This window comes from Corynebacterium ureicelerivorans (genome assembly GCF_000747315.1).
GTDB lineage: Bacteria > Actinomycetota > Actinomycetes > Mycobacteriales > Mycobacteriaceae > Corynebacterium > Corynebacterium mucifaciens.
In genome coordinates this window covers 315,941-329,373 of the sequence record NZ_CP009215.1, presented here as the reverse complement: position 1 = coordinate 329,373, position 13,433 = coordinate 315,941, and the positions used below count along the sequence as shown (strand labels likewise).

The following is a 13,433-nucleotide window of genomic DNA, read 5'->3' as shown; positions in this document are numbered from 1 at the left end:
TTAAACGCGACGACGCTTCGGCGGACGGCAGCCGTTGAACGGCTGCGGCGTCACGTCGGAGATCGAGGACACCTCCAGGCCGGCAGCCTGGAGCGAACGGATTGCGGTCTCGCGGCCGGAGCCCGGACCCTTGACGAACACGTCAACCTTCTTCATGCCGTGATCCATCGCCTTGCGGGCGGCGTTCTCTGCAGCCATCTGCGCGGCGAACGGGGTGGACTTACGGGAGCCCTTGAAACCGACGTGACCGGAGGACGCCCAGGAAATCACGTTGCCCTGCGGGTCCGTGATGGACACGATGGTGTTGTTGAAGGTGGACTTGATGTACGCGTGGCCTGCGGCCACGTTCTTCTTGACGGTGCGGCGTCCGCGACGCGCACCGGAACGAGTCTGAGGAGCCATAGGTTACTTCTTCTTTCCTGCGATGGTCTTCTTCGGGCCCTTGCGGGTGCGCGCGTTGGTCTTGGTGCGCTGTCCGCGAACGGGCAGGCCACGACGGTGGCGCATGCCCTGGTAGGAGCCGATTTCAATCTTGCGACGGATGTCAGCCTGCACCTCGCGGCGCAGATCGCCCTCGACGGTGTAGGAGGACTCGATAGCGTCGCGCAGAGCGGCGAGCTGATCGTCGGAGAGATCATCCGTGCGCAGGTCCGGAGAAATACCCGTCTTCTCGAGCAGTTCCTTGGATCGGGTTGCACCGATGCCGTAAATGTAGGTCAGTGCGATCTCCATGCGCTTGTTGCGCGGGAGATCCACACCAGCTAGACGTGCCATGAGGTACGTGCCTTTCGGGTTGTTACGGTGGTTTTCTCCCCACCCGTCCACGCCAAACAGCACTTTGTCCGGGCCGTGCCGGAGAGTGGGCTGAGATTACGCGCGGCTCCGGCCACCGTGGCCAGAGGTGCACGACCCGCTTTCACGCGGGTCTGGGTGAGAAGGCTGAAATGCTTTACTTGTAGCGGTAGGTGATACGCCCACGGTCCAAGTCGTAGGGGGAAAGCTCCACCACAACTCGGTCCTCCGGGAGAATGCGGATGTAGTGCTGGCGCATCTTGCCACTGATGTGGGCGAGAACCTCGTGCCCGTTGTCCAGTTCGACCCGGAACATCGCGTTCTTCAAGGGCTCGACAATGCGGCCCTCAACCTCGATTGCGCCTTCTTTCGCCATACACTCCACTTCCTACGCCGCCTGAAAAAGTGCAGGCAGCAGACGTTTTTACCGGTACAGATGGCGCATGCGCGTGTCTGCGCAAACACCAAAGGGCAACGTTAGCCGTTTACCTGCGAAAACGCAAAAGGCCCCAGCGCACGCTGGGGCGGGACCGCGGCTGTTTAGTACACGTAGACTTTGTCGCCGATTTGCAGGTCACTGAAGTAACGCTCGGCGTCGCCGCGGTACATACGGACGCAGCCGTGGGAGAGGATGTTGGGGTCGCCCTGGTGGAACGCGATGCCGTTGTACGTGAAGTAGGTGGCGTACGGCATTGGAGCGTTACCGAACTCCCAGGAGATTTCGTCCTTGACCTTGCGGTTGACGTAGAAGGTGCCTCGCGGAGTCTCGTGTCCGGGCTTGCCCGGGCCGATCAGACCGGCCTGGTAGTACATGCGGCCATTGTCTTGCAGCCAGGACCGGCGGCCATCGATGTCGACGCAGGCCTTCGCGTCTGCCGGGCAAGGGCCGTAGTCGAAGTTCCCGCGGGGGTTCGGCGCCGGAGCGGGCGCGGGCCTCGGAGCCGGCTTTGGCTTTGGGGTCTTCTCTGCGATCAGGCCGGGGAAGAACGTCTCGACAGTGTTGTCGATGATCGTCTTCGCCTGCGCGGGCAGGTCCGGGTGAATAGCCGCCAGACTATTCGCCTGCTGGCGCAGACTGTTACGGATGTCCCATGCGGTGTTGCGTGCAGTCTTGTCCAGGTCGGCGAGCATGGCGTTCGCCTGCTGCGAGATCGTGTCCAAGCTCGGCGCGGCGATCGGTCCCTGGACCGGAGCCGCATGAGCCGGGGCCGGGGTAGCCAGGGAGGCTACAACGCCGAGGCCTGCGGCAAAGGTGGTTGCACGCCGCTTCAAGGGCGACTGCTTCGCGTGACGGGGGCGGTACGACATGCCCGAATTATAACCCGCCTTTCAGGAAACGCCCCGCGACGCGCCAGGTAGCTACACGCGGGGCGTGAGAATTCGCGGGCCGCCCGCAGTGGCGGCGACGGTGTGCTCCCAGTGCGCTGCAGGCGCGCCGTCGATGGACACGACGGTCCACTCGTCCCCGAGCACCTCGGTGTCTACTTCCCCACCCAGAATCAGCATGGGCTCGATCGCGAGCACCGACCCCTCTTGAATCACCGGCCCCCGGTGGGGTTTACCCTCGTTGGCCAAGTACGGATCTTCGTGCATGGTGTGGCCGATTCCGTGGCCGCCGTAGCCGTCGACAATGCCGAGTGCGACGCCGAACCGGTCCTCCGCCGCATACGTCGCTTGCTCGAGCGCGTGGGAAACATCGGTGAGCTTGTTACCCGGAACCATGGCCTTGAGCCCCTCCGCCAGCACCCACTCCGTGGCGCGGTTCAGAGAATCCACATCGGCCGCTAGCTCGCCGATGCCGAACGACCACGCGCTGTCGCCTACCCAGCCGTCCAAGGTCGCGCCGCAGTCGATGGAGACCAGGTCGCCCTCTTTCAGAACAACGCTCGCGCTCGGAATCCCGTGCACCACCACCTCGTTCACCGAGGCGCAGATAGACCCGGTGAAGCCGTTGTAGCCGAGAAACGTGGGCACCGCCCCGTGGTCGCGAATGACCGCCTCCGCAACCTCGTCCAGCTCCTTGGTGGTGACCCCAGGCGCGGCCGCGGCGCGAACCTCTTGCAAGGCGATGCCGACGATCCGGCCCGCGGCCTCCATCGCGTCGAGCTCGGCGGGGGTCTTTGCGGCTATTTTGCGTTTTCTAAAAGCCATAAGGTGCTCTCCTTCGGTTCGTCGATAAGCGCAATGCGAAAGGCCGGTGCGCAATGACACCGGCCCTTCTGCTTCATTGGGCTACTTGCCCAGCGCCTCCAGAGCACGCTGGTTGATGTCGTCCACGTCGCCGACGGCGTCAATGGAGATGATCTGGTCGCCGTAGTGCTCGATCAACGGCGCCGTCTCGTCGCGGTACACGCCGAGGCGGGTGCGGATGGTCTCCTCGTTGTCGTCGGCACGGCCGCGGGCGAGCATGCGCTCGATCACCACGTCCTCGTCTACCACGAAGTTGAGGACGCCGTCGAGCTTTTCGCCGCGCTTTGCCAGGAGCTCGGTGAGGAACTCAGCCTGCTCGACCGTGCGCGGAAAACCGTCCAGCAAAAAGCCGTTCTCGGCGTCGTCCTGGTTGAGGCGATCCTCCACCATGCGGGCGGTCACGTCGGTGGGCACGAGCTTGCCGGCATCGATGTAGCTCTTGGCCTCAACGCCGAGCGGGGTGCCCTCGCCGATGTTGGCGCGGAACAAGTCGCCCGTGGAGATGTGGGGGACGCCGAGCTTTTCGGAGAGAATTGCGGCTTGGGTGCCTTTGCCGGCGCCGGGAGGGCCGAGGAGAACGAGACGCATTATCGCAGAAGTCCTTCGTAGTTAGATTGCAGGAGCTGGGATTCAATTTGCTTGACCGTGGTGAGGGCCACGGACACCATAATCAGGATCGCGGTACCGCCGAACGCGCTCATGCCCATTTGGCCGGATCCGGTGATGCCGGCATCCATGGCCAGGTTCGGCAGCACGGCGATCAGCGCGAGGTAGATGGCGCCGACGAACAGCAGACGGTTCATGACAAACGCCAGGTACTCCGCCGTGGGGCGGCCCGGGCGGATGCCGGGGATGAAGCCGCCGAACTTCTTCATGTTCTCCGCCTGGTCCACCGGGTCGTACTGGATGGATACGTAGAAGTAGGAGAAGAAGATGATCAGCACCACGTAGGTCAAGATGTACTGCCACGAACCCGGGTTCTGCAGCCACGCCATGACGTGGTTCATCCACCAGTTATCCGGCGGAGTGGGGTTGTTCATGGTGATGATCTGAGTGATCAGCACAGGAACGTACATCAGGGAGGATGCGAAGATCACCGGGATCACGCCCGCCTGGTTCACCTTCAGCGGCAGGTAGGTGGAGGACCCGCCGTACTGGCGGCGGCCGACCATGCGCTTTGCGTACTGCACCGGGATGCGGCGCTGGCCCTGCTCGATGAAGACGATGCCGATGACTAGCACCACCAGCGCAAGAATCACGAGGGCGAGGGTTACCCCGCCAGAATTCTGCAGGATGAAGGCGCCTTCTGACGGGATCTGGGTGGCGATGCCCGCGAAGATGAGCAGCGACATGCCGTTGCCCACGCCCTTCTCGGTGATGATCTCGCCGAGCCACATAATGAGCACGGCACCCGAGGTCATCACGATGATCATCATGAGCAGCGTCCACACGTTGCGGTCTTCCACCAGGACCGGCATGCCCTGGCCCAGCAGTTGCTCACGATCCGCCAGCGCCACGATGCCGGCCGATTGCAGCAGTGCCAGCGCGACGGTGAGGTAACGCGTGTACTGCGTCATCTTCGCCTGCCCGGACTGGCCTTCCTTCTTCAGCTCCTCGAACTTCGGGATGACCACGGTGAGCAGCTGCACAATGATGGAGGCCGTGATGTAGGGCATGATACCGATGGCGAAGATGGACAGCTGCAGGAGTGCACCACCCGAGAACAGGCCGATGATGGAGAACATCGTTGCCTGGTCGCCGCGCGAGATCTCCTCTAGGCGGGAAGAGATCAGCGCGTAATCCACGCCCGGAGTAGGGATCTGGCAGCCGACGCGGTACAGAAACATCAGCGCAAGGGTGATCAGAATCTTCTTCCGAAGATCAGGGTCCTTGAACGCCTGAGCAATAGCGGACACAAAGCCTCCTGGCCCCCGCCGTGCCATTAGCGGGAGGTAGCGGACATTCGACTGCTCGCGCCTGCTTCTTTGGGCATACGAAACCGGCGGGGCCGTCTTTTGACCCCACTACCCTAGCAGCCCCCGCCGGAAGTTAATACCGCAGGTCGGGCTCCAACCTCTCTCACAGGATTCGCCAATGCAGCGTGTGGCTTGTCCAATGTTTCCCGCGAGGGACCCGGCGCTGCGATAACGCCCGCGGGCGGAATCTGTCAAGGCCTGCCCGCACGCCACTCTGAAAGCGCACCCCACCAACGACAAACCCCCGCTTTGGACGTCGGACGTCCAAAGCGGGGGTTCGAGGTAAAACGTGTCGCTTATGCCTCCGGGTCAGCGTCCACCGTGGTGGAGCCGCCCTGCAGCGGGTCGGAGTCAAGGACACCCTTCGCGCCGGAGCCTGCCTCCGGTGCCGGGGCGGCCTCGCCGGCGGCGGACGCAACCGGGCCCTCGCCGTTCGCCGCACGCTTGGAGAACGCGACGGTGGTAGCGGAGCCACCAGCTGCGTTGAGCTTCTCCTCAGCGGACTTGGAGAACTTGTTGGCGGTGACGTTGAGCGCGACGGTGACCTCGCCCTCCGCCAGCACCTTCACCGGCTGCTTCGGGCGCACGAGGCCCTTGGCAACGATGTCGGCGACGGCGATGTCTCCACCCTGCGGGAAGGCCTCTGCCAGATCCGCGAGGTTGACCACCTGGTACTCGACGCGGTTCGGGTTCTTGAAGCCCTTGAGCTTGGGAAGACGCATGTGCAGCGGCATCTGGCCACCCTCGAAAGCAGCGGAAACCTGCTTGCGAGCCTTGGTGCCCTTGGTACCGCGGCCAGCGGTCTTACCCTTGGATGCCTCACCGCGGCCGACGCGGGTCTTGGCCTTGTTGGCGCCCTCTGCCGGGCGCAGATCATGGAGCTTGATGATGTCAGCCATGTGGTATCTACTCCCCTGCAACTTCTTCAACGGTGACGAGGTGGCGCACCTTGAGGATCTGGCCGCGGGTGGCAGCGTTGTCCTTCTTCACGACGGACTGGCCGATCTTGCGCAGACCGAGAGCCTCGAGGTTCTTCCGGGTAACCGGCTTTTCGCCGACCTTGCCGTGGTGCAACGTAATCTTCAGTGCCATGGTGCTTAGGCCTCCTGTCCTGCGCGTGCGCGCAGCATACGAGCCGGTGCAACGTCCTCGATGGCCTTGCCGCGCTTGGCAGCCACCTCTTCGGGGCGGACAAGCTGCTTCAGGCCGGCGACGGTTGCCTGAACCACGTTCAGAGCGTTGTCGGAGCCGAGGGACTTGGCCAGGATGTCCTGGATACCGGCGCACTCGAGCACCGGGCGGACAGCGCCACCGGCGATGACACCGGTACCGGGGGCGGCCGGGCGGAGCATCACGATGCCCGCGGCCTCTTCTGCCTGGACCGGGTGCGGGATGGTGCCGCCGATCATCGGGACGCGGAAGAAGTTCTTACGTGCTTCTTCGGCACCCTTCTGAATTGCGGCTGGAACTTCCTTGGCCTTGCCGTAGCCGACGCCGACCATGCCCTCACCGTCGCCGACAACGACGAGTGCGGTGAAGGACATGTTGCGGCCGCCCTTGACGGTCTTGGCAACACGGTTGATGGTGATGACGCGCTCGATGTACTTATCGCGCTCGTCGTTCTGGTTGTTGCGGCGGTCGTCGCGGCGGCCACCACGGCCTCCGCGCTCGCCACGGTTACCGCGATCGTTGCGGTCGTTGTTGTTCTGGTTGTCGGCGGAGCGCCCGCCGTCACGCCGTTCACGTTCGGCCATTACGCGATCCTTCCGTTGATGGTGATGTTTGCGGTGATCATTAGAACTTCAGACCACCTTCACGAGCTGCTTCCGCCAAAGCTGCGACGCGGCCGTGGTACTTGTAGCCGCCGCGGTCGAAGACGATGGCTTCGATGCCGGCAGCCTTGGCGCGCTCAGCGACGAGCTGGCCGACCTTGGCAGCCTTGTCCTTCTTGTCGCCCTCCAGGTTGCGCACGTCCGGCTCGATGGACGACGCGGAGACCAGGGTGTGGCCCGCGAGGTCGTCGATGACCTGGACGTGGATGTGACGCGAGGAGCGGTGGACAACGAGACGCGGGGTCTCCGGGGTGCCGCGCAGCGTCTTGCGGATGCGGTTGTGGCGACGTGCGCGAGCCTCGCGGCGGCGGGACGAGATGTCCTTGCCAACCGGAGTGCGCTTGGTGTTCTCTGCAGTATTGCTCATGATTACTTACCCGTCTTTCCGACCTTGCGGCGGATCTGCTCGCCGGCGTAACGGATGCCCTTGCCCTTGTACGGGTCATCCTTACGCAGACGGCGGATGTTTGCCGCGATCTGGCCAACCTGCTGCTTATCGGAACCTTCGATGGCGAACTTGGTGTTGCCGTCGACGGAGAACGTGACGCCTTCCGGCGCCTCGATCAGGATCGGGTGCGAGTAGCCGAGGGAGAACTCGAGGTCCTTGCCCTTCTGCTGCACGCGGTAGCCGACACCGAAGATCTCCATGTTGATCTTGTAGCCCTCGGTGACGCCCACGACCAAGTTGTTGATCAGGGAGCGGGTCAGGCCGTGCAGCGAGCGGTTGGTGCGGTGGTCGTCCGGACGGGCCACCACGATCTGGTTGTCTTCAACGGACGCGGTGATCGGTGCCGGCATATCCAGGTCCATGGTGCCCTTCGGGCCCTTGACCTCGACGTGCTGGCCGTCGATTGTCACCTCGACGTTGTTCGGGACTGCGATGGGTGCGTTACCTACACGCGACATAAGTCTTTCAACCTCCCCTTACCAGACGTAAGCGAGGACTTCCCCGCCTACACCCTTCTCTTGAGCCTGGCGGTCGGTGAGCAGGCCGTGGGACGTGGAGATGATTGCCACGCCCAGGCCGCCGAGCACCTGAGGCAGGTCGTTGGACTTCGCGTACACACGCAGGCCCGGCTTGGACACGCGGCGCAGGCCCGCGATGGAAGACTCGCGGGTCGGGCCGTACTTGAGGTTGAGCGTCAGCGACTTGCCAACCTTCTCGTCCTCAACTTTGTAGTCTTCGATGTAGCCTTCCTGCTTCAAGATCTCGGCGATGTTCACCTTGATCTTGGAGGAAGGCATGGACACGGCGTCGTGCTGCGCATGTGCTGCATTGCGCACGCGCGACAGCATGTCCGCGATCGGATCAGTCATGGTCATTGTGGTGACCGTTGCCTTTCTCGTTGCGGTTCCCATCCACCGGGTGGCCAGCCGCGCTGTGGCGCTGCCGGTCGCGTTATCCGTGTGGTCTGTCGGGGGCTACTCAACGCTGCCCGCGCTCAGTAGCGTGGGCCGCTCGCCGCCTCCCTTGCACGCGGTCCGCATCATGGCGGGGGGCCTGCAACAAAGTTGGATGTTCAAATGTACTTCGGATCGCGCACACCGAATCGTCGGCGCGCAAGTCCGAGGGGGTAACTTACCGCTTTCCTGGGGCAATGGGCAAATCGCTTATCGACGCCAACCTTCGGCCCCCACGCCGACGGCGACCTCTTAGACTGCCTTGCATGGAATCCGCTCTTGCTCAGCTTGTTGGAACGCTGGACGCCACGCGCCAGGCGCGCGAGGCACTCTATGTGTGGTTCCACCAGCATCCCGAGCTGTCGTTGCAGGAGCTTCAGACCGCATCGAAGATCCGTTCCCGCCTGGATGCGCTGCAGTTGTCCCACGTGCAGGTCGGAGAGACCGGCACCGTGTGCGTGCTGGACAACGGCCCCGGGCCTGTGGTGGCTATCCGCGCGGACATCGACGGCTTGCCCGTCCAGGAGCGCTCCGGGAAGCCGTACGCCTCTACTGCCACGCAGATCGACGCGGTCAGCGGGCACGAAGAGCACGTGGCGCACGCCTGCGGGCACGACTTCCACATCATGGGCGTATTCGGCGCCCTGGAGGCGTTTGCCGCCAACCTGGACTGTTGGAACGGCACGCTTGTCGCTGTGTTCCAGCCAGCAGAGGAGGCTTATGCCGGCTCGCGCGTGATGCTGGCAAACGGCGTGCGGGAGGCGATGCCGAAACCGGACGTCTACTTGGGCCAGCACGTGCTGCCCATGCTGCCCGCGGGCTTCGTGGGCACCCACCCCGGGCCGTTTATGTCCCAGGCCTTCTCCGCACACATTGAAGTCTGGGGCAAGGGCACCCACGGCTCCATGCCTGAAAAGGGGGTGGACCCGATCCTGCTCGCCTCCAATATCGTCGCCCGTTTGCACACCGTGGTCGCCCGCGAGATCGAGGCAAAGGACACCGCTGTGCTCACTGTCGGCGCGCTCCACGCCGGCGTGAAGGCCAACGTGATCCCGGAGACCGCCGAGCTCCGCGTAAACACTCGCGCGTACACCCGCGAGGTCAGTGACAAACTGCGCAGCGCGATCATCCGCATCGTGCGCGGCGAGTGCATCGCTGCCGGCAGCCCCCGGGAACCGGAGATCACCTTTTACGACGAATACCCGCTCACAGACAACAACCCGGTTATCACCTCACGAGTGCGCGACGCATTCGACGCCTACTTCGACGACGAGGCCATGGACCTGGGCCGGATCCCGGCCTCGGAGGATTTCTCCATCATCCCGGACGCCCTCGGCGTGCCGTACACGTACTGGGGTGTGGGCGGTTTCGCCGACTGGGAAAACGCCCCCGGGAACCACTCCCCCACGTTCGCGCCGGACCTCCAGCCCACGCTCGACCGGGCGGCCGAGGCAATGATCGTGGCAGCTGCCGCGTGGCTGGTGGACGAGGACGAGGGCTAAAACGGCAGGGCGGGCCGAGCTCGCACCCGGGTTTGCCCGATGTCGGAGCGCTGTCCTGCCGCGTGGCCCTGGCTGAACGCGTCCGCGTCGAACGACCGCTTCGACGCGTAGTTGCCCAGAAGAAAGCCTTGCTCCGCAGCGAAGTTATCGCGGGCTTCGGTGGCTTTCTGAAAGTCGTCGACAAGCACGAGCCCGTATTCACCGTCGGATTCCTCCACGGTGCGCTCGGCCTCCGAAAGCCTCGCTCCGATGCTGGCCGCGAACCCGGACATGAAGGAGCGCCGCCGCACCACAGCCGATTCGCCCCAACTGTTGGCGCGCACCTTCTGGGCGCCCGCGAGCATCGCCGGTAGCAGCAGCGAGTAGAGCATGTCCACGCGCTCGAGGTGGCGCACGCACCCGAAGATGACGGCGTCCTTCATCCGCGTGGAGTTGTACACGCGCTGCGAAAACCCGGTGCAGTGCAGCGCGGCCGCGATGGTGAGCAGGAGGTTCGCCTGCATCTCCGTGTACGAGCCCGTGAATTCGTAGACGCGCTGGCCCACCTCGGACGGTTCCGGGCCGTCGATGTCCCGCTGCTCGTAGCCGTATTGCGCCATCAGCTCGAACGCGCGGGCGTAAAACACGTCCCCCTCGGGCGTGCCCTCCCTGTCGCGCGCCTGGTTCAGCAGTTTTTGCACTCGTTGTTTGATCTTGTCCTCGGTACGCATCGGACGCACCCACCCCTTCCCTGGTTTCGGATGTGTGGGTGTAGTTATAGCCAGCGTGGCCGACACGACGGGCCGCCCCTGTGAAATTCGTGCCTGCCACCCTGTGGATAACCCGCGTTCTCGCAGGTACATTGGCCGCATGGTCGAACCCCGGAAACAAATGCGCGGTGACGCGATGCGCTCGTTGCTGCCCATGGTGAAGTACTCGAACAACGCGGTGCCCGCCGAGCTGCGGCACCTGATCAGCCTCCGCGCGTCCTTCCTCAACGACTGTAAAGCCTGCATTGCCACCCACCGCCGCGACGCCCGCGGCGACGGCATGGAGGAGGCGCGCATTCTGGCCGCGGAGGACTGGACCAGCCATGAAGACGAATTCGCCGACGACGAGCGTGCCGTCTTAGCGCTGACAGACGCGGTGACGCACATCGACGGCTACGCCTCCGTTCCCGACGAGGTCTGGGATGCCGCCGTCAGCCACTTCGGCGAAGGCGGCACGCTCAACTTGCTGGTCTCCATTTGCGCTATCAACACCTTCAACCGCGTCAGTATCGCCACCCGCACCGATCCGGAGGGCGTGAAAGGTACCACTGCGTTCGACCTGGATTTCGAGCGCTGAGCTCCGGCGCTAGCATCGGTGCAATGAGCAGGAGTAAACGCAGCTTCGCTGTAACAAAGATTGGCGCCGACGGCACCCGGGACACCCGCGCAGGCCAGGTCGCGGTTGAAGAGCCGTTGGAGGTTCGGGCCGGAGGCAAATCCGTCGCCACGCTCATGCGCACCCCCGGCAACGACATCGAGCTTGCGCACGGGCTGTTGTTGGCGCAGGGCTTTATCAACCGGGTCGAAGACGTCGTCACCGCCCGCTACTGCGAGGGGGCCATCGGCGGGGAGAACACCTACAACCTCTTAGACATCAACCTCGCGCGCCCCGCCGCCCCGCACTTCATCGATCCGATCCCCGGCGATGCATGCGGCATTTCCGCCGAGCAGCGGGTACGCGAGCTCGCCGCGCACCTTGATGTCCGCGCCGAGTTCATGCAGCTCGATCCGGACACCCTTTTTGCCCTCCCGTCCGCACTAGCCGCACATCGTGTGCGCGACCTCCCCACCGCCGTCGCGGGCGCCGCGAGCCGCCAAGACCTTGACCCCCTGAACGCGGTGCACAAGGTCGTCGGGCACTTGCTTCTCGACGGCGTCCCGTCCACCGACCTCACCCTCGCGCTCGACGCCCGGGTTGGCTTTGAGACGGTTCGTGCAGCAGCCGCGGCCGGCTTCGGCGCCGTCGCCACGACCGCGGGCGTGACGTCGATGGCCGTGGAACTCGCCCGGCAAACGAATACCGTCTTGGTCGGCGAGGTCTCCGCCGAGCGTTTCAGCGTCTACGCCGGGGCTTAGCCCACGAACATGCCGGAGGCTTTCACCGCGGTCTCCCACAGGCCGTAGACCAGCAGCGCCGCGATGACTGCCGCAAGCACTATTGCCACAGCGGTGTGCGCGCCGCTAGCTTTCGCGCTGGCACCTGCATCTGCCCCGGCCGCGGCTGCGCGGTCCGCCTCGACCTTCGCCTGTACCGTGTACGGGTCTTCGAACCATTTGCGGTCGACCGGCTTGACCAGGAAGTTGGCCACGAGGCCCACGGCGAGCAGCACGCACATGATGTAGAGCGACAGCTGGTAGAGCTCCGGGCCCTCGTTGCCGCGGCTGGCCTGGCGCTCGACCACCATGTTGATGATCAGCGGCCCTGCAACGCCGGCTGCGGACCAGGCGGTGAGCAACCGGCCGTGGATCGCACCGACCTGGTACACGCCGAACAGGTCGCGCAGGTACGCGGGGATGGTGGAGAACCCTCCGCCGTAGAAAGTAAGCAGGACCAGGGCGCAGGCCACAAACAGCCCCAAGCTGGTGTGGCCGGCGGCAGCCAGAACGAAATAGAAGATCAGCCCGACGCCCAGGTACACCATGTAAATGTTCTTACGCCCGATCACGTCAGACGCCGACGACCAGATAAAACGGCCTCCCATGTTGGCCAGCGAGAGCAATCCGACAAAGCCCGCGGCCGCCGCGGCCGTCAACGCCGGGAAGTAATCCTGCACCATCGGCGCGGCGTTTTCCAGGATGCCGATGCCGGCGGTGATGTTGCAGAACAGAATCACCCACAGGCACCAGAATTGCGGCGTGCGGATGGCGTTGGATGCGCTCACGTTCGCACCAACGATGGCGACCTCGGACGGCTTCGGGTTCCGCTTCGGTGCGCCCGACGGCGTCCAGTCCGGGTGCGGAAGCCGGATGCAGTACGCACCCATGGCGATGACCACAAGGTACACCAGCGCGAGGGTGACAAACGTCGGCTGCAGCCCCGCGGCCCGGTCCGCGATCTCGGTGCCGCCGCCGAACGCCTCCATGAGGCGATTCGACGCAGGGGAGGCTATGAGCGCACCACCACCAAAGCCCATGATGGCAAGGCCGGTGGCAAGGCCCGGCCGATCCGGGAACCACTTCATCAACGTGGACACCGGCGAGATGTAGCCGATGCCCAGGCCGATCCCGCCGATGAAGCCGTAGCCGAAGTAGACCAGCCACAGGTTCCCAGTGGTAATCCCCAGCGTGGCCACGAGGAAACCTAGCACCCACAGCGCACCGGAGACGGCCATCGAGGCCCGCGGTCCGACCTTTTCCACCCACGAGCCGAAGAGGGCGGAGGAAGTGCCCAACATGCCGATGGCCAGAGAGAAGATCCACCCCACCGCCACTTCACCGACGCCGAAGTGCTCCATCATGGGCTTTTTAAACACGGAGAAGCCGTACACTTGGCCGATGGAGAGGTGGATGGCCAGCGCCGCCGGGACGATCAGCCAGCGGTTGAATTCCTTGGGCGCGATGATTGCGCTGCGGGAGAAGAAGGACATGGGACGATACCTAGCGTCGGGGTGCATAAATTACGAGCGGAATCATAACCCGCACGTATGACTCAGCGAAAAGCTTCCATTCACGCCACCCCGAGGACGCGAAAACGCCCCCGGTTCGGTGGGA

17 protein-coding genes and 1 pseudogene are annotated in these 13,433 nt (G+C 64.2%); 3 read left to right on the top strand and 15 right to left on the bottom strand.

Annotated elements, in window-relative coordinates; translation table 11 throughout:
- The 13 genes and pseudogenes from rpsK to rpsH all read right to left on the bottom strand — a co-directional run bounded on the left by rpsK (position 1) and on the right by rpsH (position 8,113).
- Positions 1-402, bottom strand: coding sequence for a 30S ribosomal protein S11 (rpsK, locus tag CUREI_RS01705; RefSeq protein WP_038609718.1), 402 nt, complete (start codon positions 400-402; stop codon positions 1-3).
- A 3-nt stretch (positions 403-405) separates the two neighbouring features.
- A complete protein-coding gene (gene rpsM, locus CUREI_RS01700; protein ID WP_038613680.1) occupies positions 406-774 on the bottom strand; it encodes a 30S ribosomal protein S13 in 369 nt (122 codons plus the stop codon).
- A 175-nt stretch (positions 775-949) separates the two neighbouring features.
- A complete protein-coding gene (gene infA / locus CUREI_RS01695; RefSeq protein ID WP_019193979.1) occupies positions 950-1,168 on the bottom strand; it encodes a translation initiation factor IF-1 in 219 nt (72 codons plus the stop codon).
- A 164-nt stretch (positions 1,169-1,332) separates the two neighbouring features.
- Positions 1,333-2,100 (bottom strand): L,D-transpeptidase, encoded by a 768-nt coding sequence (locus CUREI_RS01690; protein WP_038609711.1) that lies wholly within the window; start codon positions 2,098-2,100, stop codon positions 1,333-1,335.
- Positions 2,101-2,151: 51 nt separating this feature from the next.
- Positions 2,152-2,943, bottom strand: a complete 792-nt coding sequence (gene map / locus CUREI_RS01685; RefSeq protein ID WP_038609708.1) for a type I methionyl aminopeptidase — start codon at positions 2,941-2,943, stop codon at positions 2,152-2,154.
- 81 nt (positions 2,944-3,024) lie between these two features.
- Complete coding sequence (locus CUREI_RS01680) at positions 3,025-3,570, bottom strand: adenylate kinase (protein WP_038609705.1); 546 nt, start codon at positions 3,568-3,570, stop codon at positions 3,025-3,027.
- Positions 3,570-4,898: a preprotein translocase subunit SecY gene (secY, locus tag CUREI_RS01675; protein ID WP_038609702.1), complete on the bottom strand. Its 1,329-nt coding sequence runs from the start codon at positions 4,896-4,898 to the stop codon at positions 3,570-3,572. The genes CUREI_RS01680 and secY overlap by 1 nt, the downstream gene beginning before the upstream one ends.
- A 521-nt stretch (positions 4,899-5,419) precedes the next feature.
- Positions 5,420-5,857 (bottom strand): annotated as a pseudogene (gene rplO / locus CUREI_RS01670) (50S ribosomal protein L15); the annotation flags it as partial.
- A 7-nt stretch (positions 5,858-5,864) separates the two neighbouring features.
- Entirely contained in the window at positions 5,865-6,050 is a 186-nt protein-coding gene (gene rpmD / locus CUREI_RS01665) for a 50S ribosomal protein L30 (protein WP_019249595.1), read from the bottom strand.
- Positions 6,051-6,055: 5 nt separating this feature from the next.
- The gene (gene rpsE, locus CUREI_RS01660) at positions 6,056-6,712 is read right to left on the bottom strand and encodes a 30S ribosomal protein S5 (protein WP_038609694.1); all 657 of its coding nucleotides are present in this window, start codon (positions 6,710-6,712) and stop codon (positions 6,056-6,058) included.
- A gap of 40 nt (positions 6,713-6,752) precedes the next feature.
- Positions 6,753-7,157, bottom strand: a complete 405-nt coding sequence (gene rplR / locus CUREI_RS01655) for a 50S ribosomal protein L18 (protein WP_038609691.1) — start codon at positions 7,155-7,157, stop codon at positions 6,753-6,755.
- A 2-nt stretch (positions 7,158-7,159) separates the two neighbouring features.
- Positions 7,160-7,696, bottom strand: a complete 537-nt coding sequence (rplF, locus tag CUREI_RS01650; protein ID WP_038609688.1) for a 50S ribosomal protein L6 — start codon at positions 7,694-7,696, stop codon at positions 7,160-7,162.
- Positions 7,697-7,714: 18 nt separating this feature from the next.
- Positions 7,715-8,113 (bottom strand): 30S ribosomal protein S8, encoded by a 399-nt coding sequence (rpsH, locus tag CUREI_RS01645; RefSeq protein WP_038609685.1) that lies wholly within the window; start codon positions 8,111-8,113, stop codon positions 7,715-7,717.
- A gap of 344 nt (positions 8,114-8,457) precedes the next feature.
- Here rpsH and CUREI_RS01640 point away from each other — a divergent pair, with 344 nt between their 5' ends.
- Positions 8,458-9,693 carry an amidohydrolase gene (locus CUREI_RS01640; RefSeq protein WP_038609682.1) on the top strand — a complete coding sequence of 412 codons (1,236 nt, stop codon included), beginning with the start codon at positions 8,458-8,460 and terminating at the stop codon, positions 9,691-9,693.
- Here the strand turns inward: CUREI_RS01640 and CUREI_RS01635 are convergent.
- Positions 9,690-10,403 carry a DUF2786 domain-containing protein gene (locus tag CUREI_RS01635; protein ID WP_038609679.1) on the bottom strand — a complete coding sequence of 238 codons (714 nt, stop codon included), beginning with the start codon at positions 10,401-10,403 and terminating at the stop codon, positions 9,690-9,692. The two genes, CUREI_RS01640 and CUREI_RS01635, sit on opposite strands and share 4 nt — an antisense overlap.
- Before the next feature lie 139 nt (positions 10,404-10,542).
- Here CUREI_RS01635 and CUREI_RS01630 point away from each other — a divergent pair, with 139 nt between their 5' ends.
- Together CUREI_RS01630 and CUREI_RS01625 are read left to right on the top strand one after the other, a co-directional pair.
- The gene (locus CUREI_RS01630; RefSeq protein ID WP_038609675.1) at positions 10,543-11,019 is read left to right on the top strand and encodes a carboxymuconolactone decarboxylase family protein; all 477 of its coding nucleotides are present in this window, start codon (positions 10,543-10,545) and stop codon (positions 11,017-11,019) included.
- A gap of 23 nt (positions 11,020-11,042) precedes the next feature.
- Positions 11,043-11,798 (top strand): formate dehydrogenase accessory sulfurtransferase FdhD, encoded by a 756-nt coding sequence (locus CUREI_RS01625; RefSeq protein ID WP_038609672.1) that lies wholly within the window; start codon positions 11,043-11,045, stop codon positions 11,796-11,798.
- On the opposite strand, the gene CUREI_RS01620 is transcribed toward CUREI_RS01625, so the two are convergent.
- Complete coding sequence (locus CUREI_RS01620; protein WP_038609669.1) at positions 11,795-13,309, bottom strand: OFA family MFS transporter; 1,515 nt, start codon at positions 13,307-13,309, stop codon at positions 11,795-11,797. The genes CUREI_RS01625 and CUREI_RS01620 overlap by 4 nt on opposite strands.
- Positions 13,310-13,433 lie beyond the last annotated feature (124 nt).